The sequence below is a fragment of the Kitasatospora sp. NPDC041988 genome, from assembly GCF_055588525.1.
In genome coordinates this window covers 45,998-71,476 of record NZ_JBVJCO010000021.1, presented here as the reverse complement: position 1 = coordinate 71,476, position 25,479 = coordinate 45,998, and the positions used below count along the sequence as shown (strand labels likewise).

The following is a 25,479-nucleotide window of genomic DNA, read 5'->3' as shown; positions in this document are numbered from 1 at the left end:
TCCCCCTCCCTTTCCTCCCCCCCCCCCCCCTCCCCCCCCCCCCCCCCCCCCCCCCCCCCCCCCCCCCCCCCCCCCCGCCCAGTGCCGTCGCCAGCACCGCGCCCGCGAGCGCGGTCCGCCGGAAGCCGAGGACGCCCGTGCTCCTCACGCCGAGACCCCCTTGGCGAGCAGCGGGAGGTCGTGCTCGTAGGTCTTCTCCTCGGTGCCGCTGAGGTAGAGGACGTGCGCCTTGTCGTCCGAGGGCAGGAAGGCCAGCACCTGCGCGCCGTGGGTGGAGGTGACCGTGCCGTCGGCGTTGACCACCGGGTCCTCGATCATGATGCCGAGCGACTTGGCGGCCGTCTTCACCTTGGCGAGGTCCCCGGTGAGGCCTATGAAGTCGGTGCCCATCGAGTCCAGCCAGGTGCGCAGAACCTGCGGGGTGTCGCGCTGCGGGTCGGTGGAGACGAAGACGATGTTGACCTTCTGCCGCTCCTCGGGGGAGAGCTTCTTCATCGCCACGCCGATGTCGCCCATGGTGGTCGGGCAGACGTCCGGGCAGCTGGTGTAGCCGAAGAAGAGCAGCGTGGCCTTGCCGTTGGTCTTCTGCCGAAGGTCGTACGGCTGGCCGGCGGTGTCGGTCAGCTGGAGGTCGGGCTTCTCGAAGTTCTTGCCGAGCACGGTGCCCTCGTAGGGCGAGTCGGCCTTCTGCCGGGTGACCTTGGCGGGGCTGGTGCTGCCGCCGTCGGAGCCGCAGGAGGTCAGGGTGAGCGCGGCGGCGAGGGCGACGGCGGCGGCGCCGGCCAGGCGGGCGGTGCGGGGGGTGCGAGCCATGGGGGATCCGATCGTGCGCGGTGGACCACCGGCGGGGCCGCCCCCGGGCACGGGTGCGGCACGGGGACGGCCCCGCCGGTGCGAGGGGTCAGGAGGCCGAGCCGCCGCTCTTGCGGCGCAGGCCGAGGACGCCGAACGCGGCGCCGATCACGCCGACCACGATGCCGACCACGCCGAGCACGCGGGCGGTGGAGTCGCTGGTCTTGGCGGAGCCGGCGGCCTCGTCCTTGGCGCCGTCGTCGTGCCCGTGGCCGTCCGCGGCCGGGGTGGCGGAGGCGGAGGCGGTGACGCCGTGGCCGTCGGCGGAGGTGGCCTTGGCGAGGGCGAGTACGGGCGCGGGCTTGGCCGGCTCGGGCTGGCCGTCCTTGGCCTCGTCGATCCAGCGGACGACGTCGCCGTTGTCGTAGCTCTGCAGCGCCTTGAAGGTCAGCTTGTCGGTGTCGGTCGGCAGCGGGCCGAGCGAGACACGGAACTCCTGGAACTGGCCGGGGGCGATCTTGGTGCCCGCGTCGGCGGTCCAGGTGATCTTGGAGACGGCCTCGTTGACGTCGTTGCCGTGCACCTTGATCGGCTTGTCGAGCTTGGACTTCTCGACGGTTGCCGTCCAGCCCGGCATCGGGAGGGTACGGACGGAGGCCAGCGGGTGGTCCAGCGGGAGGTTGACCTCCAGCTTCACCGTCGAGGCGGTGTCGTTCTCGTTCGGCACCCGGAAGTCGACGGCGGTGTAGCCGCCCTGCGGGGCGCTGCCCGGGTTCACGGTGACGTGCGCGAAGGCCGGACCGGCCAGGGCCACGACGGACGCGGCGGCGGTGAGGGCGACGGCGGCGATACGACGGGCAGGCAGGGAACGCATGATGGCGGGGTCTCCGTTCGGAGGCTCGGCGGCAGGACCGCTGCGGGCACGGTGATCCGTGCGCCGGCGGGGCCGCGCGGCGTGGGGACGAGTGGGGGGCCGCTGACCGCGCGAGGGTGCGGGTACGGCTCTGCTGCTGCGTACACCCCGGGCCCGGAGCGAGTGGGCGCCCCGAGGACGGCGGGTCAGTACGCGAGCGCCCCGAACGGAGGGCCGCGCCGCACCACGCTGTGCCGCAGTGCGGCACCGGCCGGCAGCGGGTGCTCCCCGCCGCGTGCGCCGAACCGGCGGGCCGGGCCGCCGGGTGTGCCGAGCAGGCCGCGCAGCAGGACGGCGGCCAGCGCGAACGCCGTCCGCAGCGGCGCCGCCCAGTGCTCCCGGGCGGCCGCGGCGGTGATCCGGACGAGCCGCCAGAGCGCGGCCTCGCCGCGGCGCAGCCACCAGCCGGCCGCCAGGGCGGCGGCCAGGTGGCCCGCGAGCATCGACGGCGTCATGCCGAAGAGACCGCCCTGCCACCAGGGCGCGACGGCGTACGCCTGCGGGTCCAGACCCGCACTGGAGACCAGCTGCTCGGCGGACGGGTTGCCGGGCAGACCGGCCAGCGTGCCGGGGCGGGCCTCGTTGCAGAGCAGCCGGCCGGCCACCTGCGGCAGGGTCAGCGGCCCGGAGCCGCCGGTCCCGCCGTGGTGCATGCCGGCCATGGCGCCGGCCGCCGCAGTGGCGTGACCGCCGAAAGCGTGGAAGAGACAGTGCAGGCCGAGCTGGCCCGCGCCGAGCGCACCGGCGATGGCGGCGAGCGAGCGCTCCCGCCCGCCGAAAGCCACCGCGAGGACGAGGACGGCCGCGAAGCCGGTCGCGAGCGCGGCCGGGGCGACGTTCCCGCCGCCGGCCAGGGCGTGCCCGGCGGCCGCGATCAGCGTGCAGACCAGCGCGAACGGCACCGCCCGCGCAAGCCGCAGATCCCAGGCGGCGGCCCCCACCGGCGCGTCCGGTGCGGGGGCGCCCGGGTGCGGGGCGGCGGCGAGGGCAGTCATGGCGGGGCCCATCATCTCATCGCCCACAGGGGCGACACGGGCAGGGTGGGGAATCCCGGGAGCTTGTCCGACAAGCCCCGCCGAGCGGGCGACGCGAATTGTCGGACAAGCCCCACGAATGCCCCGTTCGGCCCCGGCGTGCGACCCCCGGTGTGCGCCGCTTGGCACAGTCCGAGGCCCCAGTCCATCCGCCGAACGGGCGGTGGCGGACCTTCGGCACGGTTCACCGCCGGATCGCCCGGAGATACCTAGTTGTATGTGGAGCCGCAGCCAGGAGGGACCTCCCGTGGACATCTGGTGGACTCTGCACCTCAAGCGCGACCCGGCCAGCGTTCCGCTGGCCCGGCGCATCCTGCTCGGTGCGATGGCGACGGCGGGCGTCGACCCGCAGGTCGCCCACGACCTCGGCGTCGCCCTCAGCGAGGCCTGCGCCAACGCCGTCGAGCACGGCGCCGGCGGCCGGCCGGACGACGGCTTCCAGGTCACCGCGTCGATCAACGGCGACCTGCTGCGGATCGAGGTGACCGACTCCGGGCCCGGCGTTTCCGCCCCCGCCCCCGCCCCCGCCGCGCCTGCCGCTGCCGGCCCGCTTCCGCTGCGGCGGCCGGCCGCCCCGCCGGCCCGCCCGGCGGCGTCCGGGCGAGGGCCCCGCCGCAGCCGGCGCGGCCGGGCCAGCGTCCCCGGGCCGGTCCTCACCGCCCACCGCCCCCGCCGCGAGGGCCGCCCCTACGACACCCACGTGCTGCCCTGCCGCCCGCCGGCCCCCACGCTGCGCCCGGTGGACCTCGACACCCTCCCCGACCTCACCGCCGAGTCCGGCCGCGGCCTCTTCCTGATCCACGCCCTCACCGACCACGTCCAGCTGCGCAACCATCCGCTGCGCGGCGCGATCGTCAGCTTCGACAAGATCCTCAAGTGGCAGGACGACGCCCTCCTCCGGGCCTGCTGACCCCCGGCACGCCGAAGGGGCACGGGCAGCGCGCCCGTACCCCTTCTCCCGCTGCCGACCGGGGTCAGCTGTGCGAGCCGGCCTTGCGGCGGCGCAGGACGAGCAGGGTGCCGGCGCCCGCGGCGAGCACGGCGGCGCCGCCGAGGGCGATCGGGAGGGTGTTGGAGCTGGAGCCGGTCTGAGCCAGCTGCGGACCGGCCTTCGCCGAGGACGCCGAGGGGGAGCCGGCGGCTGCGGGGGTGGTCGCGGCACCGGCCTCCGCGACCTTGAACTCACCCTCGTAGTAGCCGTAGAACTGGGTGCAGGCGTTCGGCTTGTTGTTCGCCGGGGTGGGGACCTTGTCGTTGTCGAACGCGTCCGAGCCGGAGTCGTAATTGGCTCCGTACTTCCCGGCCGGGGCCTTGGCAGTGGCGGCTATCCGGACCTGGACGGTGTGCTTCTCGCCCTTGGCCAGCTTGAAGTCGGGCACCAGCAGCGCGCGGTCGTCGAGCTTCGCGGGCTTCCAGCCGGTTCCGCTGTTCAGCTGGACGTCGAAGAACTCGGTGCTCCACTGGACCGGGCGGTCCCCGTCGAACTCGTCGGTGACATAGAGGGAGTTGTGGACGGCGGGCAGGTCGACGCCGCTGTTGTTCTCCCAGGTCACGGTGATCTCGGCGGCCGGGCCGCCCTTGACCAGGGTGGTGCCGTACAGGCCGGTGCCGGTGACCTTGAGGAGCGAGCTCTGGTACACCCCACCGTGGCAGCGGTCGTTGAACGTGGGCGTCGGCGCAGGGCTGGTCGGCCGGACGGTGGGCTTCGCCGTCGCCGTGGCCGACGGGGTGCCCGTCGGGGAGGCGCTCGGGGAGCCGGTCGCCGTGGCGGTGGCCGACTTCGTGCCCGTCGGGGTCGGGGTCCCGGTCGGGGTGGGCGTGGCCGAGGTGGTCGCGCTCGGGCTCGGCGAGATGGCGGCGGCGCCGGCGGTTGCCGTGCCGACGGTCGCGCCGAGGGAGAGCGCGAGCAGCGTGGACGCGGCCAGTAGGCGGGAAGAGCGCACGATCTTTGCCCCCATTTAGGTGAATTCTGTCTCTGTATGCGCGACTTGGCGCCTGGTTGTGATCACCGGCGGCTGCGCAGGAGCGGCACCTTATCGAGGGGGCGGCGGCGGGTTTCGGCGGGGGTGGTCGGGAGGGATCTACCCTGGCGCGATGGGTGCGGTGGGCGAGTGGGATCTGCGACGGCTGCGGGTGCTGCGGGCGGTCGGTGAGTGCGGGACCGTGACGGCGGCGGCCGAGCGGCTCTGCCTGTCGCCGTCGGCGGTCTCGCAGCAGGTGTCGGCGCTCGCGAAGCAGCTGGGTGCGCCGATGCTGGAGCCGTACGGCCGGCGGGTCCGGCTGACCAGTGCGGCGCGCCTGGTGCTGCACCATGCCGAGCTGGTGTTCGGGCAGTTGGAGCGGGCCGAGGCGGAGCTCGCGGGGTATCTGCACGGCGAGGCGGGCGAGGTGCGGGTCGGCGCGTTCGCCACCGCGATCGGCGGGCTGCTCGTGCCGGCGATCGCCCGGCTGCGCGAGGCCGCACCCCGGCTGGTGGTGCGGGTGGTCGAGGCGGAGGCGGCCGGGGCGTACGGGCTGCTGGCGGCGGGCGACGTCGACCTGGCGCTGTCGCTCGCGGTGCAGCCGGCCGGCGGCGACCCGCGGTTCGTGGAGTCGGTGCTGCTCAGCGACCCGCTGGACGTGGCGCTGCCGCCCGGGCACCCGCTGGCCGGCGCGCCGGGGCTGCGGCTGGCGGACCTCGCCGGCGAGCCCTGGATCTACGGCGCCGCCGGGCCCTGGCGGGAGATCACGCTGGCGGCCTGCGCGGACGCCGGGTTCAGGCCCGAGCGGGCGCACACCGCGGCGGACTGGACGGCGATCCTGGCGATGGTCGCGGCCGGCCTCGGGGTGGCGCTGGTGCCCCGGCTGGCCTCGGCGGGGCGCGGCGGCGGGGCGGTGGTCCGGGCGTTGCCCGCCGACCTGCCGACCCGCCGGGTGGTCGCGGCGGTCCGGGCCGGGACGGAGGAGACGCCGCCACTGCGCCGGGTGCTGGCGGCGTTGGCCGCCGCCGCCTCGATCGTTCAGTCAGAATGAACGGTTTGCTCAGTTCTTTGTGATGGACCTGATGGGTGCGCCGGGGTCAAGGTGGACGCATGGCCACCGACAACGCTCCCAGGACCCTTCCCGACGCCGACGCGCTGCCCTACGCCGGCGGCAATCCCTACGCCGACTACCGCACCGGCGACTTCGCCTTCACCGCGCTGACCGACCTGGCCGACCGCCGGCTCGGCGGCGCCGTGATCGCCGCCAACGACGAGCTGTTCGCCGAGCGCGAGAACCTGCTGCTGCCCGAGCCCGCCGAGTTCCGCCCGCACACCTTCGGCAACAAGGGCCAGATCATGGACGGTTGGGAGACCCGCCGCCGCCGCGGCGCCGGCACCGACCGCCCGCACCCGACCGCCGACGACCACGACTGGGCGCTGATCCGCCTCGGCGTGCCCGGAGTCGTACACGGCGTGATCGTGGACACCGCGCACTTCCGCGGCAACTACCCGCAGCAGATAAGCCTCGAAGGCGCCGAGCTCCCGGGCACCCCGGGCCCGGAGGAGCTGCTCGCCGACTCCACCGTCTGGCACCCGCTGGTGCCCCGCTCGCCGGTGCGCGGCCACGCCGCCAACGGCTTCGCCGTCGAGGGCGGCCGCCGCTTCACCCACCTGCGGCTCAGCCAGTACCCCGACGGCGGCATCGCCCGGCTGCGGGTGCACGGCGAGGCCCGGCCGGACGCCGCCTGGCTGGCCGCGCTCGGCACCTTCGACCTGGCCGCGATCGAGCACGGCGGCGCCGTCGAGGACGCCTCGGACCGCTTCTTCTCGCCCCCGTCCAACCTTGCGCTGCCCGGCAAGTCACGTGCGATGGGCGATGGTTGGGAGAACCGCCGGCGCCGGGACGACGGCCACGACTGGGTCCGGCTCCGGCTGGCCGGGCGCGGCGCGATCCGCGCGGTGGAGATCGACACCGGTTACTACGTCGGCAACGCCGCCGGCTGGGCCGCGCTGTACGGGCGGGACGAGCAGGCCGCGGACCCGCAGGAGTGGTTCGAGCTGGTGCCGCGGACCAGGCTCCAGCCCGACGCCGTCCACCGTCTGGTGCTGGACGCGCCCCGGCCCGCCACCCACGTCCGGCTCGACGTCTTCCCCGACGGCGGCATCGCCCGGCTGCGGTTGCACGGCAGCCTGGTCTGATCCGTCCTGTTTCGGGGCCCGCCCGGGTCCGCGGCGGCCCGGTCCGGCCTGCGAGCTCCCCCGGTTGCCGGTGCCGGACGGCCGCCGGACGATGGGGAGATGATGCACCAGATGCGCGCCGAGTACGGCGACGGCGGCCCGGCCGCCGGGGTGAGGCTCTGGCACATGGTCCGCGGCTCCGAGGCCGTGGCCATGTGCGGCCGGGAACTGGACGAGGGTGCGCCGCTGCGGGAGCCGGTGGAGTGGGGCAGGACGCCCGAACTCTGCTGCCACACCTGCGGCGCGTACTACCTGCGCGAGGCGCCGTACCTGGCGCCGGAGCACCCGTAGCGACCGTGCGCGGTGAGGCGGGTCTACCGTGGTCGGTATGGAGGAATCCCTGGTCCGGCCGCGGTCGTTGGTGCGCGAGGCCGCCGAGTTGCGGGCCGGCCGTCCCGGCCTGGACGTCCACGTCGACCGGCTCTGCGGCCGGATCGAGCAGGTGGACCCGCTGATCCACGCGTTCGTGCCCGAGCCCGGCCGGCCCGAGCGGCTGCACGCCGAGGCCCGCGCACTGGCCGCGCGGTACCCCGATCCGGCCGCCGCGCCGCCGCTGTACGGGGTGGCGGTCGGGATCAAGGACATCGTGCACGTCGACGGCCTGCCGACGCACGCCGGATCCGCCCTGCCGCCCGGCGTGCTGGCCGGGCCGCAGGCCGCCGTGGTGGACCGGCTGCGGGCCGCGGGCGCGCTGGTCGCGGGCAAGACGGTGACCGCCGAGTTCGCCGGCGCCGCCCCCGGCCCGACCCGGAACCCGCACCACAGCGGGCACACCCCGGGCGGCTCCAGCAGCGGCTCCGCGGCCGCCGTCGCGGCCGGGCTGGTGCCGCTGGCGATCGGCACCCAGACCGTCGGCTCGGTGATCCGGCCCGCCGCCTACTGCGCGGTGGTGGGGTTCCGGCCGACCTACGGGCGGATCCCGGTGGACGGGGTGATCCCGAACGCGCCGAGCTTCGACACCCTGGGCCTGTTCACCGCCGACCTGGCGGGCGCGGCGCTGGCGGCGCCCCTGCTCTGCGACGACTGGCGCGCCGAAAAGGCCGACCCGGCCGGACCGCCGGTCCTCGGGGTGCCGGTCGGCCCCTATCTGGAGCGGGCCCTGCCGGAGGCGCGGAAGGCCTTCGACGAGCAGCTGGAGCTGCTGGTTGCGGCCGGACTGACGGTGCGTCAGGTAGATCTGCTGCCGGACTTCGGCGGCCTGGTGCGGCAGTTGCAGACGATCAACCGGTTCGAGCAGGCCCGTACCCACGCCGACTGGTTCGCCCGCTTCGGCGGCCTCTACCGGCCGGAGACGGCGGCCGGCATCCGGCACGGCCAGGCCGTCCAGCCGGAGGACTACGCGACGGCGCTGCGCGTCCGCGAACACCTCCGCGGCCGACTCGCCGAGGTCTGGGCGGCCTCGGGGGTCGACCTCGTGCTGGCGCCCGCCGCGACCGGTCCGGCCCCGTCCGGGCTGGGCAGCACCGGTGAGGCGGTGATGTCGCTGCCGTGGAGCTACGCCGGGCTCCCCGCGCTCAGCCTGCCGGCCGGTGCGACGGCGGACGGCCTGCCGCTGGGCCTCCAGGTGGTCGGCCCGGCCGGCGCCGACGAGCGGCTGCTGGCACAGGCGGCCGTGCTGGAACGGGCGTTGGGGGCCTGCGGGTAGCGCGGACAGGGGGTTAACCCCCGCCCGGATCCGCCGGACCGCCGCACTGCGCCCGCACCCGGCCGCGCGGGAGGGTGAGTCCATGCCGAAGCCGCCCCGTCACCCCAGCCCGCAGCGCCGCTCCCGCCGGGCCGATCTCGCCCCGACGCGCCCGGGAGCGTGGGTCTGATGCTGTTCTCCTACGCACTCCAGAGCCTGAACGCCCGCCGGTCCAGCTTCGTGGGCGCCTTCTGCGCGCTGTTCTTCGCCGCCCTGACCGTCACCGCCTGCGGCACCCTGCTGGAGACCGGCCTGCGCGGCGAGATCCGCACCGAACGGTACGCGGGCGCCCCCCTGGTGGTGGCCGGCGACCAGCAGGTGCACCAGACGACCGTCAAGGACAAGGGCAACGGGAAGACCAAGACCAAGGAGAAGGCCAAGCCGCTCGCCGAACGGGCCTGGCTGCCCGCCGGGCTGGCCGACCGGATCGCCGCGGTGCCGGGCGTCCGCGCCGCCGTTCCCGAACTCACCTTCCCCGCCCAGCCGGTGGCCGCCGACCGGCTCCCCGGCTACGGCCACTCCTGGGCCTCCGCCGAGCTGACCCCGTTCACCCTCACCGAGGGCCGGGCGCCGGCCGCCGCCGACGAGTTGGTGGTCGACGCGGGCCTCGCCGCGCGGGCCCGGCTGCACGTCGGCGACCGGCTGACCGTCCGCTCCACGCAGACGCCCGTCGCCTACCGGATCTCCGGCATCGCCGCCGCCCGGGGCGTCGAACTCACCGAGCAGAGCGCGCTGTTCTTCAGCCCGGCCGAGGCCGAGCGGCTGGCCGGCCGGCCCGGCCAGGTCGCCGCGATCGCCGTCCTGCCCGCGCCCGGCACCGATCCGGCGAAGCTCGCCCGCGACCTCGCCCCGGCGCTGGCCGGCGGCAACGCCGTCGTCCACCGCGGCGCCGACCGCGGGCAGGCCGAGTTTCCGGACGCCGCCGGCGCCCGGGTGAAGCTGGTCAGCATGGGCGCGGCGATCGGCGGCACCGCACTGCTGGTGGCCGTCCTGGTGGTCAGCGGGACGTTCGCCCTGATGATCCAGCAGCGGGGCCGGGAGATCGCCCTGCTGCGCGCGGTGGCGGCGACGCCCCGGCAGGTGCGGAAGATGATCGGCGGCGAGGCGCTGCTGCTGGGCCTGGCCGCCGGCGCGCTGGGCTCGCTCGCCGGGTTGCCCGCCGGCGGGTGGCTGTACGACGGCTTCGTCGACCTCGGGGCGGTGCCGGACACCCTGCACCACACGCTGAGCGTCTTCCCGATGTTCGCCGCGGTGCTCGCGACCCTGCTGGCCGGCTGGGCCGCCGCCCGGATCTCGGCCCGCCGGACGTCCCGGATCCGCCCCGGCCAGGCCCTGTCCGAGGCCGCGGTCGAGGTGCCGGGCGCCGGCTGGGCACGGGCGCTGGTGGGGGCGCTGGTGCTCGTCGGCGGCATCGTGCTGGTCGCCGTCCTCGCCGTGCTGGACACCGAGAAGGCGGCCACTCCGGTGACCTTCGCCGCCGTGGTGGTGCTGGCGGTCGCGGTCTCGCTGCTCGGCCCGGTGCTGGCCCGGGGTGCGTCCGCCGTCATCGGCGGGGCGCTGCGGGTCTTCCCGGTCAGCGGCCACCTGGCCGCCGCCAACCTGCGGGCCGAGTCCCGCCGGCTCGGCGCCGCCGCCGCGCCGCTGGCCCTGCTGACCGCGATGGTCTGCACGGTGCTGTTCACCCAGTCCACCCTCGGTGGTGCGGCCGCCCGGCAGGCCGAGGACGGCGTCCGGGCCCCGTGGACGCTGGCCGCGAGCGCGCCGGGCGTGCCCGGCCAGGCGGCGCAGGCGGTGCGGGCGCTGCCCGGCGTCACCGCGGTGACCGAGGTGCTCCGCAGCTCGGCCCGGATCGACCTGGAGAAGTACACCGTGCAGGGCGTGACCACCGAGGGCCTGGAGGCGAGCTGGGACCCGAAGGTGACGGCGGGCACGCTGGCCGGCTTCGGCGACGGCGACCTCGCGGTCAGCGAGACGGCGGCCGGCGGCCTCGGGGTGCGTCCCGGCTCCACCGTGCGGCTGGTCCTCGGCGACGGCACTCCCGCCACGCTGACCGTCCGGGCCATCTACGCCCGCGGGCTCGGCTTCGGCGACCTCACGCTCTCGCACGCCCTGCTGGCCCGGCACGTCGACAATCCGCTCGCCGCCGCCGTCCTGGTGGCCGCCGACGGCCAGGTCACCCGGGAGCGGCTGAGCGCGGCGGTGGCGGGCTTCCCCGGGGTCCGGGTGCTCGACCGGGCGCAGAGCGGTGAGATCGCGGCCGAGGCCCGGCAGAACGGCGCCGAGGCCAACTACCTCGGGATGGCCCTGGTGCTCGGCTTCACCGCGATCTCGGTGGTGAACACCCTGGCCATGGCCACCGCCGACCGCCGCCGGGAGTTCGCCCTGCTCCGGCTGACCGGCACGACCCGGCGCCAGATCCTCGGGATGCTGCGGCTGGAGTCGGTCGCCGTGGTGGCCACCGGCGTCACCGTCGGCTCGGCGATCGCCTTCGCGGTGCTCACCGCCTTCAGCCTCGGCATGACCGGCACGGCCGACGTGGCCTGGGGCTGGACCGGCTACGCCGGGGTGCTCATCCTGGCCGCGGTGCTGGCCCTGGCCGCCACCACCCTGCCGGCCCGGCCGGCCCTGCGGGCACCCGCCCTCGGGGTCCCGGCCAAGTGAACGCCGGCCACGTCGGAGAGCGTGGCGACGGCGATACCCTGGCGGAACGCAGGCGCACCGGGCGGCTCACCACTGTGGGCCGCCCGGCGGCGCTCCCGCTACGACGGGTCTCCCGTCCCGACGGACAGCTGAGGTGGACTGTGAGCGGCTCTGTCACGGACGGGCGCACGGGCGGGCGCACGGACCGGCGGACCGACGGACGCGCGGCCGTCCGCGCCGACGGGCGGGCCGACGGACGGGTCCAGCGCGGTGAGGAGACCCGCCGGGCGGTGCTGCGCCGCGCGGTCGAGATCGCCTCCGTCGAAGGGCTGGACGCGCTGTCGATCGGCCGGCTGGCCACCGACCTCGGGCTGAGTAAGAGCGGGGTGTTCGCCGGCTTCGGCTCCAAGGAGGAGCTGCAACTGGCCACCATCCGGGCCGCCCGGCGGATCTTCGCGGACGCGGTGGTCGCTCCCGTCCAGGACACCGCCCCAGGCCTCGGCCGGGCCCGGCGGCTCTGTGAGAGCTGGCTGGCCTACTCACGGGCCCGGGTCTTCCCCGGCGGCTGCTTCTTCTACGAGGTGAGCGCCGAGTTCGACGCCCGCCCCGGCCCGCTGCGCGACGCGCTGGCCGACTGCGCCCGGGAGTGGCGCGACCTGCTGCTCGACACGCTGGCGCAGGCCCGGGCGGCGGGCGGCCTGCGGGCCGACGCCGACCTGGAGGACCTGGCGTTCGCGCTGATCGCGGTGCTGGAGACGGCCAACTCGCAGGCGCTCCTCTTCGGTGAGGAGACCCCGTACGACCGGGCGGGGCGGGCGGCGCTGCGCTTGCTGCGGGCGGAGGCGGTCGACCCGCGGGCGCCCGAGCTGGCCTGACCCCACGGGGTGCTTCCGGCGGTCGCTCCTTGCCCATAAAACTGCACGAACGGTCGTGCTAATATCTCCCGCAGTTCGGCCCCCGCACCCAGGCAGACCCGTCAACACCGACAGGGAGACCCGATGGACCCGGCCGTCGCACTGATCCGCACCACCCTCAACGCCACCTCACTGATCGCCCCCGGCCTGGCCGGCCGGGCCGCGTTCCAGCTGTTCCGCCACCCGCTCCGGCGCGGCCGGGTGCGCACCCCCGAACGCGACGTCCATGCACAGGCGGTCACCGAGCAGCTCTCCGTCCGCGGCGAGCCCGTGGTGGTCTACCGCTGGGGCGACGGCAGCCGGCCCGTCCTGCTGCTGCACGGGTGGCAGTCCCGCGCCTCGCGGTTCGCCGCCTTCGTCCCCCGGCTGCGGGCGCTCGGCCTGAGCCCGGTCGCCTTCGACGCCCCCGGCCACGGCGACTCCGGCGGCCGCACCGCCACCGTGCTCGACCTCCACGAGCTGGCCGGCCGGCTCCAGGACCGGTACGGCGACTTCGAGGCGGTGGTCGCACACTCGCTCGGCGTCAACGCCGCCTTCCTGGCCCTGCGCGGCGGCCTGCGGGCCGGGCGGCTGGTCGCCGTCGCCGGGGTCGGCGAGGTCTCCTTCATGCCGGCCGCCTTCTGTGCCCGGGCCGGGCTGAACGGCGTGGTCGAGCGGCGGCTGCGGCGGCTGATGGAGCGCGAGATGTTCCCCGGCGTCGGCAACGTCGCGGAGTACTTCGACGCCGCCCGCCGCCCCGAGGAGATCGGCCTGCCGATCCTGCTGCTGCACGACGAGGGCGACGACGTGGTCCCGGTCGGCCACGCCCACCGGCTCAAGGCCGCGTACGGCGACCGGCTCGACCTGGTCGTCACCCGGGGCCTCGGCCACCGCCGGATCCTCACCGAACCCACCGTCATCGACAACGCCGTCGGCTTCCTGGCGGCCGGAAGGGGAGCGGCACAGGGCCTCGCGCCGGACGTCGCACCGGATGTGGCGCAGGGCCTCGTGCGGGAGGCCGGAGCCGCATGAGCCTGCTCGAACTGCACACCCGATCCCTGGAGTTGGCCGCCGAGGTGGTCACCACCGTCCAGCCCGAACAGCTGGTGCTGGCGACGCCCTGTGCCGGCTGGACGCTGCGCCGGCTGCTGGAGCACGTGGTCGGCCAGCACCGGGGCTTCGCCGCGGCCGCCCGGGGTGCCGGGCCCGACCGGGCACTCTGGCGGGACGTCCCGGTCGACGGCGATCCGGCGGGCGCGTTCCGGCGCTCGGCCGAGGAGCTGACGGCGGCCTTCACCGAGGCGCACGCCGCGGCCGGACGCGAACTCTGGCTGCCGGAGATCCGCGACGGCGGCCCCTTCCCGCTGGGCCGGGCCGTCGGCTTCCATCTGCTGGACACCCTGGTGCACGCCTGGGACGTCGCGGCCGCCCTGGGCGCGCCGACGTGGGTCGCCGAGGCGGTGGACGGCGAGGAGCGGCTCGCGGCTGCCCTGCTGTCGGTGGCCGCTCTGGTGCCGGCCGCGCCCGCGGACCGGGCACCGGGGCGGGCCTTCCGGGAGCGCCGTCAGCAGGCCGACGGCGCCGGGCCGTTCGACCGCGCGCTGGCGCTGCTCGGCCGCGACCCGGCGTGGGCGCAGCCCGCCGGCCCGGGGCCGGGCTCAGCGCCCGTCGCGCTGCTCGTCGGGGAAGCGCGGTCCGCCGATCAGGAAGAGCAGTGCGGCGATCGGAAAGCCGATCGAGGCGGCCAGTAGCACGAAGAACTGCCAGACCATTTCTCGCTCCTCGCCAGTCCTGGGGAGGCCCGTCAGCGCCGGAAGGCCGAGCCCCCCGAAGGAGATCCCAAACCCCGCAGGCCCTGATCGGCCGAATTGTCCACTCGGTATCCGACGGTATGGCCGAATTACTCCCGTTGCCACCGGGGCGGACCCGCGCGCCGCGTGCACGGGTCTGGGCCTGCGCGCTGTCGGCGGCCACACTGTCGGGATGCAGGTACAGCTCGCAGGGGAAGCACGGCGGCCGGACCGCGAGAGCGAGGATTTCGCGGCGGCCTCGCCGGAGGCGCTCGTACTGCTCGACGGTTCGAGCTCGCCGACCGGCCTGGAGTCCGGGTGCCGCCACGGCACCCCCTGGTACGTACGGCGATTGGGGGTGCATCTGCTCGCCCGGCTCACCGACCGCGCGGACCGCTCGATCGGGGAGTGCCTGGCCGACGCCATCGCGGAGACGGCCGCGCTGCACGGCGGCCGCTGCGACCTCGGCCACCCCAACACGCCGGCGGCCATGGTGGTCGCCGCCCGCCGGCACGGCGCCGCGCTGGAGTACCTGGTGCTCGGCGACTCGCTGCTGGTGCTCCAGTTCAAGGACGGCCCGCCGAAGGTGATCGGCGACAACCAGCGCTTCCCCGGCGGCGAGGAGCTGCGCCGGCAGGTCTGGTCGACGGTGCCCGGCTCGGCCGAGCGCGCCGCCCTGCACCTGGAGTACGCGCTGGCCGTGCGCGCCGCCCGGAACACCGGCAACGGCCCGTGGATCGCCGCTGCCAGCCCGAAGGCGGCCCAGCACGCCGAGACCGGCTTCGTCGGCGTGGACCGGCTGCACGCGGTGGCCGCGCTGACCGACGGCGCGTCGCGCTACACGGAGCGGTTCGGCCTGGGCAGTTGGGCCGACGCGCTGCGGCTGCTCGCCGAGTCGGGGCCGGGTGAGCTGATCGCCCAGGTGCGGGCGGTCGAGCGGGCGGACGCCGCCTGCGAGCGCTGGCCGCGCGGCAAGGCGCACGACGACGCCTCGGCCCTCTACGCGTTGTTGTAGGGCCTGCCGTCGAAGCAGCACCTGCCAGGCGGGCGGGCGCTGCTTCGATGGCAGGCCCTGGCGGGCCGGGGCGTCGTCGCGCGTGGCGGGCCGGTCAGTCGATCGGGTGGCCGAAGGAGCCGGACTGGAAGTCCCGCATCGCCTGCTCCAGCTCACGGTGGCTGTTCATCACGAACGGCCCGTACCAGGCGACCGGCTCCCGGATCGGCTGCCCGCCCAGGATGATCACGTCCAGGTTGGCGTGCTTGGAGTCCTGGAGCTTGTCGGCGGAGATGGTGAGGGTGTCGCCCTCGCCGAACACCGCCGCCTGCCCGGTGCGGACCGGCCGCCCCTCGGCGCCGACCTTGCCGTCGCCGCCCAGGACGTACGCCAGCGCGTTGAAGTCCGGCCGCCACGGGATGGTGACCTGCGCGCCCGGGGTGATGCTGGCGTGCAGCAGGGTGATCGGGGTGTGCGTGACCCCGGGGCCCCGGTGGCCGTCCAGCTCGCCGGCGATCAGCCGCAGCACCGCGCCGCCGTCCGGGGTGGAGAGCAGCTTGACGTGCCCGCCGTGGATGTCCTGGTAGCGCGGCGTGGTCATCTTGTCCGACGCCGGGAGGTTGACCCAGAGCTGGATGCCGTGGAACAGGCCGCCGGTCATCACCAGCGACTCCGGCGGGGTCTCGATGTGCAGGATGCCGGAGCCGGCCGTCATCCACTGGGTGTCGCCGCCGCCGAGGTGGCCGCCGCCGCCGTGCGAGTCCTTGTGGATGAACTCGCCGTCGATCAGGTAGGTGACCGTCTCGAAGCCGCGGTGCGGGTGCCAGGGCGTGCCCTTGGGCTCGCCGGCGGCGTACTCCACCTCGCCCATCTGGTCCATCATGATGAACGGGTCGAGGTACTTGGTGTTGATCTTGGCGAAGGCGCGGCGGACGGGGAAGCCCTCGCCTTCGAAGCCCTCGGGGGCGGTGACCACCGTGAGAACCGGCCGGGCGCCGGTGGCGGCGGGGTCGGGGGTGGCGACGCGGGGGAGGGTCAGCGGGTTCTCGACGGTCACGGCGGGCATGTCGGCCTCCTTCGGGGGGTTCCTGGCCTACGCCCACGAGGTTAGTTCAATTCTCAACAAGAAGCAAGTTGAATTTTGAACCATATGGCGACGGCGGGGCCGCGGGGCTCCTTCCGGGGTGGGTCGGCCGTCCGCCGGCCATGGCCGGCGGACGCGAAGCGGCTGTCAGCCGTACATGCGGCGCATGGTGAAGTCGACCATCTGCTCGACCGCCTTCGCGTCGAACACCATCCGGTGCTCGCCCTCCATGTCCAGCGCGAAGCCGTACCCGGTCGGCAGCAGGTCGAGGACCTCGGCGCCGGTGACGGTGAAGTGCTTGGAGTCCTTGCCGGCGTACCGGCGCAGCTCCTTCAGCGAGCTGAACATCGGGATCACCGGGGTCGGCGTGTTGTGCAGCGCCAGGAATCCGGGGCGGTCGCCGCGCGGGCAGTGCACCTTGGAGGTGATGAAGATGGCCTGGAAGTCCTCCACCGCCATCGACCCGGTGGTGAAGGCCCGGACGGCGTCCGCCAGCGAGGGCGGCGACGGCTCGGGGTAGAGGGACTGCTGCGACGCCTGCGGCTGCTCGCCGTACGGGCCGGGGCCGGGCATGCCGTTCATTCCCGGCTGCGGTCCCGCCTGCTGCTGGTAGGGATCGCCCGGGTATGCGTTCTGGTCATAGCCGTACACACGGACAGGCTATCGGGAGCGCGGCCGCTCGTGCGGGCGTCGATCCTGACAAGGAGTGGGCGTCCCGGCTTGTGGGACGTGACCACGTTCATAGCGGATTCGCCGCCAGGGGCTTGAAACAAGTTACCGCTGGGTAGCATCATGATGCCTACTGGTGGGTACGGGGCGCCCGAACGCGGCGGTCTCCCGGAAGCGACGAACCGGAGAAAACGGCCATGGGTCACTACAAGTCCAACCTGCGGGACGTGGAGTTCAACCTCTTCGAGGTGTTCGGCCGCGACCAGGTGTACGGCACCGGACCGTTCGCGGACATGGACGTCGAGACCGCGAAGAGCATCCTGAGCGAGATCGCGCGCCTCGCCGAGAACGACCTCGCCGAGTCCTTCACCGACACCGACCGCAACCCGCCGGTGTTCGACCCGGAGACCAACACCGCGCCGATCCCGGCCTCGTTCAAGAAGAGCTACCAGGCCTTCATGGACGCCGAGTGGTGGCGCCTGGGCATCCCGGAGTCCATCGGCGGCCAGGTCACCCCGTCCTCGCTGATCTGGGGCTTCGCCGAGCAGATCCTCGGCTCGAACCCGGCCATCTGGATGTACTCCTCCGGCCCGGCGTTCGCCGGTGTCATCGCCGACGAGGGCACCCCGGAGCAGCTGGAGGTCGCCAAGCGGATGACCGACCGCCTCTGGGGCTCCACCATGGTGCTGACCGAGCCTGACGCCGGTTCGGACGTCGGCGCCGGCCGCACCAAGGCGATCAAGCAGGAGGACGGCTCCTGGCACATCGAGGGTGTGAAGCGCTTCATCACCTCGGGCGAGCACGACATGTCCGAGAACATCATCCACATGGTGCTGGCCCGCCCCGAGGGCGGCAAGCCGGGCACCAAGGGCCTCGGCCTCTACATCGTGCCGAAGTACGACTTCGACTGGGAGACCGGCGAGCTCGGCGAGCGCAACGGTGTCTACGCCACCAACGTCGAGCACAAGATGGGCCTCAAGGCCTCGAACACCTGCGAGATGACCTTCGGTGCCAAGCACCCGGCCAAGGGCTGGCTGCTGGGCGAGAAGGTCGACGGCATCCGCCAGATGTTCAAGATCATCGAGTTCGCCCGGATGATGGTCGGTACGAAGGCCATCGCCACCCTCTCCACCGGCTACCTCAACGCGCTGGAGTACGCCAAGGAGCGCGTGCAGGGCGCGGACATCTCGCAGTTCCTGGACAAGACCGCCCCGCGCGTCACCATCACGCACCACCCGGACGTGCGCCGCTCGCTGCTCACCCAGAAGGCGTACGCCGAGGGCATGCGCGCCCTCGTGCTGCTCACCGCCTCCACCCAGGACGACGTGCTGGCCGCCCGCCTGCGCGGCGAGACCGACGAGGCCGCCGAGCGCCTGAACGACCTGCTGCTGCCGATCGTCAAGGGCTACGGCTCCGAGAAGTCCTACGAGCAGCTCGCCCAGTCCCTGCAGACCTTCGGTGGCTCCGGCTACCTGCAGGAGTACCCGATCGAGCAGTACATCCGGGACGCCAAGATCGACACCCTCTACGAGGGCACCACCGCGATCCAGGGCCAGGACTTCTTCTTCCGCAAGATCGTCAAGGACGGCGGCCAGGCGCTCACCGCGCTGTCCGAGCAGATCCAGAAGTTCCTCGGCTCGGCCGCGGGCGGCGACGCCCTGGCCGCCGAGCGCGAGCTTCTCGCCAAGGCCGCCGGCGACCTGGAGGCCATCGTCGGCAAGCTGCTGGCCGACCTCTCCTCGGTCGAGCAGGACGTCAAGAACATGTACAAGGTGGGCCTCAACACCACCCGCCTGCTGATGGTCTCCGGCGACGTCGTGGTCGGCTGGCTGCTGCTGCGCCAGGCCGCGGTGGCCCTGGCCAAGCTGGAGGCCGGCGCCTCCGAGAAGGACGTCCCCTTCTACCAGGGCAAGGTCGCGGCGGCCCGCTTCTTCGCCAAGAACATCCTGCCGACCGTCGCCTCGCAGCGCCTGATCGCCGAGGGCATCGACAACGAGATCATGGAGCTGGCGGAGGAGGCGTTCTAGCCTCGGCCCCACCCGTCGCCCGCCGCCGCTCCCTCATCGGCCAGGCTGCGCGTGACACCTCTCTGACCGCCTGACCCAACCCTCACGCCGAAGGGCCCGGTTCCGACCGGGCCCTTCGGTGTTTCACCGTCAGGGGACGGCCGATTCCGGCCCGGTCCCCGCTGGACGGCCTTCCGACGGTTCGCCATGACCGTCCGCGACCGGGCGCAATCGCAGGGTCGCGGGCACCCGCCGCGGCGTCAGTTCACGGTTCTGTCTGCGTTCTGCATCCGTTGGGAGGTTCCCAGTGTCATGTCCGTGTACGGGCATATGCTCAAGGTGCGAAGCCGACCCCCCATCCGGCTTCGGCCCTCCCTCGACTCAGGAGCAGCATGTCGACCGCCGCCCGCCAGGCCTTCTTCGACCGGACGCACACCGATGATCTGATCGCCTTCCTCGGTACCTCACCGTCGCCGTACCACGCGGTCGCCAGCGCCGCGGAGCGGCTGGAGAAGGCGGGCTTCCGGCAGGTCTCCGAGACGGACGCCTGGGACGCGGCGGCCGGCGGTCGGTACCTGATCCGCGGCGGTGCGCTGATCGCCTGGTACGTGCCGGAGGGTGCCGGGCCCGAGACGCCGTTCCGGGTGGTCGGCACCCACACCGACTCGCCGAACCTGCGGGTCAAGCCGCTGCCGGACACCGGCTCCGCGGGCTGGCGGCAGGTCGCCGTGGAGATCTACGGCGGCGTGCCGCTGAACACCTGGCTCGACCGGGACCTCGGCCTCTCCGGGCGGCTCGCGCTGCGCGACGGCAGCTCGCGGCTGGTGCAGCTGGACGAGCCGCTGCTGCGCGTGCCGCAGCTGGCCATCCACCTCGACCGCCAGGTCAACGAGGGCATGAAGCTCGACAAGCAGCGCCACCTCACCCCGATCTGGGGGCTCGGCCCGGTCGACGAGGGCTCGCTGATCGAGTACGTCGCGCAGCGGGCCGGTGTCGAGGCCGCCGACGTGGCCGGCTGGGACCTCATGACCCACGACGTCCAGCCCGCCACCTACCTGGGCCGGGACCGCGAGCTGCTGGCCGGCCCGCGACTGGACAACCTGCTCTCGGTGCACGCCGCCGCCGCCGCTCTCGCCGCGGTGGCCACCGCCGCCGGGGCGGACGGCGCCGGTCTGCCGTACATCCCGGTGCTGGCCGCCTTCGACCACGAGGAGACCGGCAGCGAGTCGGACACCGGCGCGCAGAGCCCGCTGCTCGGCAACGTGCTGGAGCGCACCGTCTACGCGCGCGGCGGTAGCCCCGAGGACCGCGCCCGGGCGCTGGCCGGCACCGTCTGCCTCTCCTCCGACATGGGCCACGCCGTCCACCCGAACTACAGCGAGCGGCACGAGCCGGGGCACCACCCGATGCCGAACGGCGGGCCGATCCTCAAGGTCAACGTCAACAACCGGTACGCCACCGACGGCATCGGCCGGGCGGTGTTCGCGGCGGCCTGCGAGAAGGCCGGCGTGCCGTGGCAGACCTTCGTCTCCAACAACGCCATGCCCTGCGGTACGACGATCGGCCCGATCACCGCGGCCCGCCTGGGCATCCAGACGGTGGACTGCGGCATCGCCGCGCTCTCCATGCACTCGGCGCGCGAGCTGTGCGGGGCGGACGACCCGTACCTGCTGGCGAGCGCGATCAAGGCCTTCCTGGAGGGCTGAGCAGCGGCATGACGAAGGGCCCGGCGCACCCGCCGGGCCCTTCGCCGTACCGGGCGGCGCCTACTCCAGGCCCGCCAGCACCAGCGGCAGCCGGCGCGCGCCGTCCGCGGCCAGCTTCACCGGGACGCCCCAGTCCTGCTGGTGGACGTGGCAGGCCGGGAACTCGATCTCCGGGTCGTCGTCGCAGGACGCGGCCATCGCCGAGACGTGCAGCACGCCCTCGGCCACCTCGTCGGAGAGCACCAGCTCGCGGGAGAGCGCGGAGTCGGCGCCCGCGCCGGAGACCAGCAGCTCCGGCGGGGTGGAGCTGACCAGCAGCCGGGTGGACGGGCCGTACCGCTCGTCCAGCTTCTGGCCGGTCGGCGCCGAGAAGACCACGTCCAGCCGGAACGCGCCCGGCGCGACCTCGGTGGCGGCCCGCTGGGTGCGGTGCGCGACCGACTCGACCCGGACGGCCTCCTCGGGCAGCCGCAGCCTGGTCAGCCGGTGCCGGGCCGACTCGACCACCACGATGTCGCCGTCGACCAGCACCGCGCCCGAGGGCTCGCGCAGGTCGGTGGCCAGCGTGGTGACCTCACCGGTCGCCGGGTCGAAGCGGCGCAGCGCGTGGTTGTAGGTGTCGCTGACGGCCACCGAGCCGTCGGGCAGCACGGTGACGCCGAGCGGGTGCTGGAGCAGCGCCTGGTCAGCCGTGCCGTCGCGGTGGCCGAAGTCGAACAGGCCGGTGCCGACGGCAGTGTGGACCGTCGTCGTTCCACGTGCCCCTTCTGACCGACTGAGCCAGCGCAGCGCGGACGTCTCCGAGTCGGCCACCCAGAGCTTCTCGCCGTCCGCCGAGACGGCCAGGCCGGACGGCTGGGCGAACCAGGCCTCGGCGGCCAGGCCGTCGACCAAGCCCTCGTTGGTGGTGCCGGCCGCGACGCCGACGGTGCCGGCCGCCGGGTCGTACGCCCACAGCTGGTGGACGCCGGCCATGGCGATCCACACCTTGCCGTCGAACCAGGCCACGTCCCACGGCGAGGAGAGGTCCACCTCGCGGGCCGGGCCCTCGGTGGCGGAGCCCTGCCACCACTGCCGGCCGGTGCCGGCCAGGGTGGTGACGCTGCCGTCGGCCAGCCGGACGCCGCGCAGCGCGTGGTTGACGGTGTCGGCGACGATCACGTCGTACTCGCCCCCCTCCGGCAGCAGCGCCAAGCCCTGCGGCTCGCTGAACCGGGGGTCGGCGCCGTCCACCAGGCCGCGGACGCCGTCGCCGATCCGCCGGACGACCGTCTCGCCGTCCTCGGCCAGCTCGACCAGCGAGTGGTGCCCGGAGTCGGCGACCAGGAAGTGGCCGTTCGGCAGCCGGATGGCCTTCCCCGGGAACTTGAGGTCCCCCGCGGTGGGCTCCGGCGCCACGTACGGGCCGTCGCCGCGGCGCAGCGTGCCCTTGGCGGCGTGCTCCGCCTCCAGCTCCTCCACCAGCCGGGCGATGGCGTGCGCGTGCCCCTCACCGGCGTGCTGGGCGACCACGTACCCCTCGGGGTCGATCACCACCAGCGTCGGCCACGCCCGCACCGCGTACTGCTTCCACGTCGCGAGCGCCGGGTCGTCCAGCACCGGGTGGTGCACCTCGTACCGCGCCACGGCGTCCACCACGGCCTGGTGGTCGGCCTCGTGCACGAACTTCGGCGAGTGCACGCCGACGATCACCACCGTGTCACGGTGCTTCTCCTCCAGCTCGCGCAGCTCGTCCAGGACGTGCAGGCAGTTGATGCAGCAGAAGGTCCAGAAGTCCAGGATGGTGATCTTGCCGCGGAAGTCGGCGAGCGCCAGTTCCTTGCCGCCGGTGTTCAGCCAACCGCCTGCCCCGACCAGCTCGGGGGCGCGTACACGTGCACGAGATGCCATGAGGCAATCAAACCCCACCCGGCGGGAGGGTATTCCGGCCGCCGGCGGATCTCGCCGTCCTGGTGCTCGTCGGTGGGGGTGAGGCCGAGGGCGCGGGCGACGGCGGCGGTGTCGGCGGTGCCGGGATCCGTGGGGGCATTCAACGCCGGGGCGCGGCGGTGCTTCGCGCCGGGCCATGGATCGGGTCGAACGGCGGGCGGGGGCACGCTCGCACAAAGCCTGGCCCTTCGCGCGTCAGCGGCTCACTGCCGCGGACTTCACCGTGCCGGCGGGGAGCTTTGAGGCGTCAGCCATGATCAGCGTGCACATCACGTAGCGGAACCCTTGATTCCATTCGTTTTCGTCGCTCGTCGTCCAGGCGTTGAGATCGTGGCCGCCGTTCTTGTAGGCGCCGTATTGCTGCGTGCAGAGTTTGGGCGCGTCCGTCTCGCTCACCGACTTGTAGGTCACGCCGGCGGGTGGCAGGACGAAGCCCAGCACCTGTTCCTGGTGTGGCACGTTGCAGTCCGCGAGGGTGATCGGAGTTGTGTTGTTCTGCTCCTTCTGCGTGTCGATGCAGTCGCCGACCGACGTGTCGGCCAGGTAGAGCTCCAGGCCGATCTGGCGGAACGCGCCCACCGGCCCCACGATTCCGATGGACTTGCCGAAGACCAGGCAGGGCATGGCGCGCACGCCGCTGTCCCAGCCCTGTTTGCTCGGCGGAACGGCATACGACTGTGCGTCCGCCAGCGACTGGACGGTGGTCCGCAGCCGTGCATCGCAGATGGCATTGCCGTTTTGCGTCGCATCGTCCAGGGAGTTCACGTCGGCCATATCGACCACCTGACCGTCCGGGGTCTCCTTGATGCAGTCCAGGACGCCGAGCTTGGGCAGCCCTTGGAACTTCGCGCCGTTCCACACGGCGGTGACGCAGTCGCCCCGCTTCAGTTCCTGCTGCAGACCCACGGCGTCCCCGTAGGGCGGTACCGGGCCGACAGAAGCCGGGGGCGAGGATGTGCCGGGGCTGGTAGCCGGGGCTGAGGACGTGCCCGAGGCGGCAGCCGGGGCTGAGGACGTGCCCGAGCCGCCGAGCAGGGTCGCCCCTGCCCACACGGCGCCGCCCAGGACCAGTGCCGCGGCCACGACGATGGCCACGGTACGGCCGGCCGGGATCTTACGACGGGGTTTGGGCCCCGGTGTGCCCGGCAGGGGAGGCAGCTGCTGGACCGTCGGAGGTGACGGCGGTGGCGGAGGCGGGCCCGTGGGGGTCACGATCGTCGGGGCGGGCTCGGGCGTCGGGGCGGGTTCGGGCGTCGGGGCGGGCTCGGGCGCAGCGGAGGCCTCGGCGAGCTTCTCGGCCGCCTCCTCACCCGTCATCCGCTCCGCCGGGTCCTTGGCCAACAGGCCCTTGATGACAGGCACCAGGGGCCCCGTGACGTGGGCCGGCAGCGCGGGTTCCCCGAACAGGAGCGCGGTCAGGGAGGCGGCGTCGCTGTCCGCGTCGAAGGGGCCTCTGCCCGCGACCGCGAAGTACAGCGTGGCGCCGAGGGAGAACAGGTCGGACTCCGGGCTCGGCTCCCCGCCGCGCGCCCGTTCCGGGGCCAGGTAGCCGGGAGTCCCCACGATCCCGGAAGCCGAGGTGAGCCGCGGCTCACCCGAGGCCGGCTCCAGCGCGATGCCGTAGTCGGCCAGCAGCACCCCTCCGCCTTCCCCGGGGCGCGACGTCCGCGGTGCGGGGCTCGTCAGCAGGATGTTGGCCGGCTTGACGTCCCGGTGCAGGATGCCGAGCCGATGGCCCTCCGTCAGGGCATCGAGGACGGCCAGACCGATGCGCGCGACCTCCGCGGGCGGCAGCGGCCCGTGCTCGTGCACGAGGGCCTCCAGGTCCGTCGCGCCGGGCACGTACTCCATGACGATCCACGGCAGACCGTTCTCCTCGACGATGTCGTGCACCGTGGCGACATGCGGGTGGTTCCGCAGCCTGGCGGCATGCCGCGCCTCACTGCGGGCCCTGGCGATACGGGCGCTCATCTCCTGCTCCGGCAGGCCCGGCGGGACGTCGATCTCCTTGAGCGCGACATCGCAGGCCAACACCTCGTCATGGGCGAGCCAGACCCGGCCCATGCCCCCGGCGCCGAGCCGTCGCACCAGGGTGTAGCGCCCTGCGACCACCCGTCCGGTATCGTCCTCGGCCCCTGCCATGGTCAACAACGTAGGGTGCTCGAAAAATCAGGGCAATCGGTGCATGTCAATCAGGTGACGGCCCTGAGTGCCCGATGAGGGGCCCATGAGTTCGGACGCCATTGGTCAGTGGAGCGTAGTCAGTGATTCGGGGTCGGCGGGTTCGGCCCCACGATGATGTGCGGCAGGAAGCGGGCGCCCCGGTGGGTGATCGGGCTGTCGTCCGTCTCGTGGATGCCGAGGCCCGCCGCCTCGCCGTCGACCACCCAGGCGCCGAGCACCGGGCGGTTGCCGTCGAAGTCGGGCAGCGGGTGGTACTGCTGGTAGCAGTGGCCCTCGGGGCCGTAGCTGTCCGGGTCGCCGGCCCAGTCGGCGAGCCGGGTCTCGCGGCCGTCCGGTCACGGGGTGTCGGACCCGGTGGCTGCGGCGGAGCGCGATGGCGACGTCATGGCGCCCGATGGTGCGCGTGGGGCCGGATGGTACGGGAGGGGTCCCGGGGCCCCGACTGTGGCGCGGTCCGATGGGATATGTTTTGCCGATCCTTGACCGTTGGACCCGGGGGGTCAGACACCCATGAACGACATCCTGCACGGCCTCGGCGCGGCCGCCGCCTTCGGCGCCGTCGGCGTGGTGCTGCTGCTCCTCGGCGTCTGCCTGGTGGACGTGCTGACGCCCGGCAAGCTCGGCCACCAGATCTGGGTCGAGCGCAACCGCAACGCCGCCGTGCTGCTCAGCTCGGCGCTGCTCGGCATCGGCGGCATCGTCTTCACCGCGATCCTCTACACCTACGAGGACTTCGGGAAGGGCCTGGTCTCCACCGCCTGCTTCGGTCTGCTCGGCCTGGTCCTGATGGCCGTCGCGTTCTGGGTGGTGGACGTGCTGACGCCGGGCAAGCTCGGCGCGATCCTGGTCGACCCCGAGCCGCACCCGGCGGTCTGGGTCTCGGCCAGCTGCAACCTCGCGGTGGCCGCGATCGTGGCGGCGTCGATCGCCTGAGCCCACCCCGCCTGACGGGCCCGGGTGGG

The 25,479-nt window shown here is 74.0% G+C and carries 21 protein-coding genes and 1 pseudogene; 13 read left to right on the top strand and 9 right to left on the bottom strand.

The window, feature by feature from the left end; genetic code table 11:
* Window positions 1–144: 144 nt before the first annotated feature.
* The 3 genes from ACZ6NC_RS21715 to ACZ6NC_RS21705 all read right to left on the bottom strand — a co-directional run bounded on the left by ACZ6NC_RS21715 (window position 145) and on the right by ACZ6NC_RS21705 (window position 2,700).
* Window positions 145–813: an SCO family protein gene (locus ACZ6NC_RS21715; protein ID WP_465735119.1), complete on the bottom strand. Its 669-nt coding sequence runs from the start codon at window positions 811–813 to the stop codon at window positions 145–147.
* An 88-nt stretch (window positions 814–901) separates the two neighbouring features.
* Complete coding sequence (locus tag ACZ6NC_RS21710; protein ID WP_465735117.1) at window positions 902–1,666, bottom strand: YcnI family copper-binding membrane protein; 765 nt, start codon at window positions 1,664–1,666, stop codon at window positions 902–904.
* A gap of 185 nt (window positions 1,667–1,851) precedes the next feature.
* Window positions 1,852–2,700: a hypothetical protein gene (locus ACZ6NC_RS21705; RefSeq protein WP_465735115.1), complete on the bottom strand. Its 849-nt coding sequence runs from the start codon at window positions 2,698–2,700 to the stop codon at window positions 1,852–1,854.
* Window positions 2,701–2,986: 286 nt separating this feature from the next.
* Here ACZ6NC_RS21705 and ACZ6NC_RS21700 point away from each other — a divergent pair, with 286 nt between their 5' ends.
* Window positions 2,987–3,649 (top strand): ATP-binding protein, encoded by a 663-nt coding sequence (locus ACZ6NC_RS21700; protein ID WP_465735113.1) that lies wholly within the window; start codon window positions 2,987–2,989, stop codon window positions 3,647–3,649.
* Between the two features lie 64 nt (window positions 3,650–3,713).
* Here ACZ6NC_RS21700 and ACZ6NC_RS21695 read toward each other — a convergent pair whose 3' ends face one another.
* Window positions 3,714–4,682, bottom strand: coding sequence for an LAETG motif-containing sortase-dependent surface protein (locus tag ACZ6NC_RS21695; RefSeq protein ID WP_465735111.1), 969 nt, complete (start codon window positions 4,680–4,682; stop codon window positions 3,714–3,716).
* 151 nt (window positions 4,683–4,833) lie between these two features.
* Between ACZ6NC_RS21695 and ACZ6NC_RS21690 the strand changes: the two genes are divergently transcribed.
* The 9 genes from ACZ6NC_RS21690 (at window position 4,834) to ACZ6NC_RS21650 (ending at window position 14,960) form a co-directional block, all read left to right on the top strand.
* The gene (locus ACZ6NC_RS21690) at window positions 4,834–5,751 is read left to right on the top strand and encodes a LysR family transcriptional regulator (protein WP_465735109.1); all 918 of its coding nucleotides are present in this window, start codon (window positions 4,834–4,836) and stop codon (window positions 5,749–5,751) included.
* A gap of 59 nt (window positions 5,752–5,810) precedes the next feature.
* Window positions 5,811–6,899 (top strand): allantoicase, encoded by a 1,089-nt coding sequence (alc, locus tag ACZ6NC_RS21685; protein WP_465735107.1) that lies wholly within the window; start codon window positions 5,811–5,813, stop codon window positions 6,897–6,899.
* A gap of 99 nt (window positions 6,900–6,998) precedes the next feature.
* Window positions 6,999–7,229, top strand: coding sequence for a hypothetical protein (locus ACZ6NC_RS21680; protein WP_465735105.1), 231 nt, complete (start codon window positions 6,999–7,001; stop codon window positions 7,227–7,229).
* 37 nt (window positions 7,230–7,266) lie between these two features.
* A complete protein-coding gene (locus ACZ6NC_RS21675; protein WP_465735103.1) occupies window positions 7,267–8,583 on the top strand; it encodes an amidase in 1,317 nt (438 codons plus the stop codon).
* A gap of 168 nt (window positions 8,584–8,751) precedes the next feature.
* The gene (locus ACZ6NC_RS21670; protein ID WP_465735101.1) at window positions 8,752–11,283 is read left to right on the top strand and encodes an ABC transporter permease; all 2,532 of its coding nucleotides are present in this window, start codon (window positions 8,752–8,754) and stop codon (window positions 11,281–11,283) included.
* 269 nt (window positions 11,284–11,552) lie between these two features.
* Entirely contained in the window at window positions 11,553–12,137 is a 585-nt protein-coding gene (locus ACZ6NC_RS21665) for a TetR/AcrR family transcriptional regulator (protein ID WP_465735282.1), read from the top strand.
* 123 nt (window positions 12,138–12,260) lie between these two features.
* Window positions 12,261–13,187: an alpha/beta hydrolase gene (locus ACZ6NC_RS21660; protein WP_465735099.1), complete on the top strand. Its 927-nt coding sequence runs from the start codon at window positions 12,261–12,263 to the stop codon at window positions 13,185–13,187.
* Complete coding sequence (locus tag ACZ6NC_RS21655; protein WP_465735097.1) at window positions 13,184–13,906, top strand: TIGR03086 family metal-binding protein; 723 nt, start codon at window positions 13,184–13,186, stop codon at window positions 13,904–13,906. Before ACZ6NC_RS21660 ends, ACZ6NC_RS21655 begins: the two co-directional genes overlap by 4 nt.
* Before the next feature lie 232 nt (window positions 13,907–14,138).
* Window positions 14,139–14,960, top strand: coding sequence for an integrase (locus tag ACZ6NC_RS21650; RefSeq protein WP_396322807.1), 822 nt, complete (start codon window positions 14,139–14,141; stop codon window positions 14,958–14,960).
* Between the two features lie 94 nt (window positions 14,961–15,054).
* On the opposite strand, the gene ACZ6NC_RS21645 is transcribed toward ACZ6NC_RS21650, so the two are convergent.
* Window positions 15,055–16,005, bottom strand: a complete 951-nt coding sequence (locus ACZ6NC_RS21645) for a pirin family protein (RefSeq protein ID WP_465735095.1) — start codon at window positions 16,003–16,005, stop codon at window positions 15,055–15,057.
* A 165-nt stretch (window positions 16,006–16,170) separates the two neighbouring features.
* Window positions 16,171–16,674 (bottom strand): SseB family protein, encoded by a 504-nt coding sequence (locus ACZ6NC_RS21640; RefSeq protein WP_374106062.1) that lies wholly within the window; start codon window positions 16,672–16,674, stop codon window positions 16,171–16,173.
* A 215-nt stretch (window positions 16,675–16,889) separates the two neighbouring features.
* Between ACZ6NC_RS21640 and ACZ6NC_RS21635 the strand changes: the two genes are divergently transcribed.
* Together ACZ6NC_RS21635 and ACZ6NC_RS21630 are read left to right on the top strand one after the other, a co-directional pair.
* Window positions 16,890–18,719: an acyl-CoA dehydrogenase gene (locus ACZ6NC_RS21635; RefSeq protein WP_465735093.1), complete on the top strand. Its 1,830-nt coding sequence runs from the start codon at window positions 16,890–16,892 to the stop codon at window positions 18,717–18,719.
* A gap of 371 nt (window positions 18,720–19,090) precedes the next feature.
* Complete coding sequence (locus ACZ6NC_RS21630) at window positions 19,091–20,404, top strand: M18 family aminopeptidase (RefSeq protein ID WP_465735091.1); 1,314 nt, start codon at window positions 19,091–19,093, stop codon at window positions 20,402–20,404.
* A 60-nt stretch (window positions 20,405–20,464) separates the two neighbouring features.
* Here ACZ6NC_RS21630 and ACZ6NC_RS21625 read toward each other — a convergent pair whose 3' ends face one another.
* From ACZ6NC_RS21625 to ACZ6NC_RS21615, 3 genes and pseudogenes are all read right to left on the bottom strand, one after another.
* Window positions 20,465–22,294 carry an NHL domain-containing thioredoxin family protein gene (locus ACZ6NC_RS21625; protein WP_465735089.1) on the bottom strand — a complete coding sequence of 610 codons (1,830 nt, stop codon included), beginning with the start codon at window positions 22,292–22,294 and terminating at the stop codon, window positions 20,465–20,467.
* Window positions 22,295–22,528: 234 nt separating this feature from the next.
* Window positions 22,529–24,475, bottom strand: coding sequence for a serine/threonine-protein kinase (locus tag ACZ6NC_RS21620; protein WP_465735087.1), 1,947 nt, complete (start codon window positions 24,473–24,475; stop codon window positions 22,529–22,531).
* Between the two features lie 119 nt (window positions 24,476–24,594).
* A pseudogene (locus ACZ6NC_RS21615) lies at window positions 24,595–24,816 on the bottom strand (glutathionylspermidine synthase family protein); the annotation flags it as partial.
* Window positions 24,817–25,027: 211 nt separating this feature from the next.
* Between ACZ6NC_RS21615 and ACZ6NC_RS21610 the strand changes: the two are divergent.
* The gene (locus ACZ6NC_RS21610) at window positions 25,028–25,450 is read left to right on the top strand and encodes a DUF350 domain-containing protein (RefSeq protein ID WP_465735085.1); all 423 of its coding nucleotides are present in this window, start codon (window positions 25,028–25,030) and stop codon (window positions 25,448–25,450) included.
* The last annotated feature ends 29 nt before the right edge of the window (window positions 25,451–25,479 follow it).

Excerpts from the sequence above, each read along its gene's own strand:
- ACZ6NC_RS21625 (WP_465735089.1), bottom strand. The coding sequence starts at position 22,294 with ATGGCATCTCGTGCACGTGTACGCGCCCCCGAGCTGGTCGGGGCAGGC.
- ACZ6NC_RS21680 (WP_465735105.1), top strand. The coding sequence starts at position 6,999 with ATGATGCACCAGATGCGCGCCGAGTACGGCGACGGCGGCCCGGCCGCC.
- ACZ6NC_RS21670 (WP_465735101.1), top strand. The coding sequence starts at position 8,752 with ATGCTGTTCTCCTACGCACTCCAGAGCCTGAACGCCCGCCGGTCCAGC.
- ACZ6NC_RS21655 (WP_465735097.1), top strand. The coding sequence starts at position 13,184 with ATGAGCCTGCTCGAACTGCACACCCGATCCCTGGAGTTGGCCGCCGAG.
- ACZ6NC_RS21620 (WP_465735087.1), bottom strand. The coding sequence starts at position 24,475 with ATGGCAGGGGCCGAGGACGATACCGGACGGGTGGTCGCAGGGCGCTAC.
- alc (WP_465735107.1), top strand. The coding sequence starts at position 5,811 with ATGGCCACCGACAACGCTCCCAGGACCCTTCCCGACGCCGACGCGCTG.
- ACZ6NC_RS21690 (WP_465735109.1), top strand. The coding sequence starts at position 4,834 with ATGGGTGCGGTGGGCGAGTGGGATCTGCGACGGCTGCGGGTGCTGCGG.
- ACZ6NC_RS21660 (WP_465735099.1), top strand. The coding sequence starts at position 12,261 with ATGGACCCGGCCGTCGCACTGATCCGCACCACCCTCAACGCCACCTCA.
- ACZ6NC_RS21675 (WP_465735103.1), top strand. The coding sequence starts at position 7,267 with ATGGAGGAATCCCTGGTCCGGCCGCGGTCGTTGGTGCGCGAGGCCGCC.
- ACZ6NC_RS21610 (WP_465735085.1), top strand. The coding sequence starts at position 25,028 with ATGAACGACATCCTGCACGGCCTCGGCGCGGCCGCCGCCTTCGGCGCC.
- ACZ6NC_RS21650 (WP_396322807.1), top strand. The coding sequence starts at position 14,139 with ATGCAGGTACAGCTCGCAGGGGAAGCACGGCGGCCGGACCGCGAGAGC.
- ACZ6NC_RS21710 (WP_465735117.1), bottom strand. The coding sequence starts at position 1,666 with ATGCGTTCCCTGCCTGCCCGTCGTATCGCCGCCGTCGCCCTCACCGCC.
- ACZ6NC_RS21630 (WP_465735091.1), top strand. The coding sequence starts at position 19,091 with ATGTCGACCGCCGCCCGCCAGGCCTTCTTCGACCGGACGCACACCGAT.
- ACZ6NC_RS21645 (WP_465735095.1), bottom strand. The coding sequence starts at position 16,005 with ATGCCCGCCGTGACCGTCGAGAACCCGCTGACCCTCCCCCGCGTCGCC.
- ACZ6NC_RS21635 (WP_465735093.1), top strand. The coding sequence starts at position 16,890 with ATGGGTCACTACAAGTCCAACCTGCGGGACGTGGAGTTCAACCTCTTC.
- ACZ6NC_RS21705 (WP_465735115.1), bottom strand. The coding sequence starts at position 2,700 with ATGACTGCCCTCGCCGCCGCCCCGCACCCGGGCGCCCCCGCACCGGAC.
- ACZ6NC_RS21715 (WP_465735119.1), bottom strand. The coding sequence starts at position 813 with ATGGCTCGCACCCCCCGCACCGCCCGCCTGGCCGGCGCCGCCGCCGTC.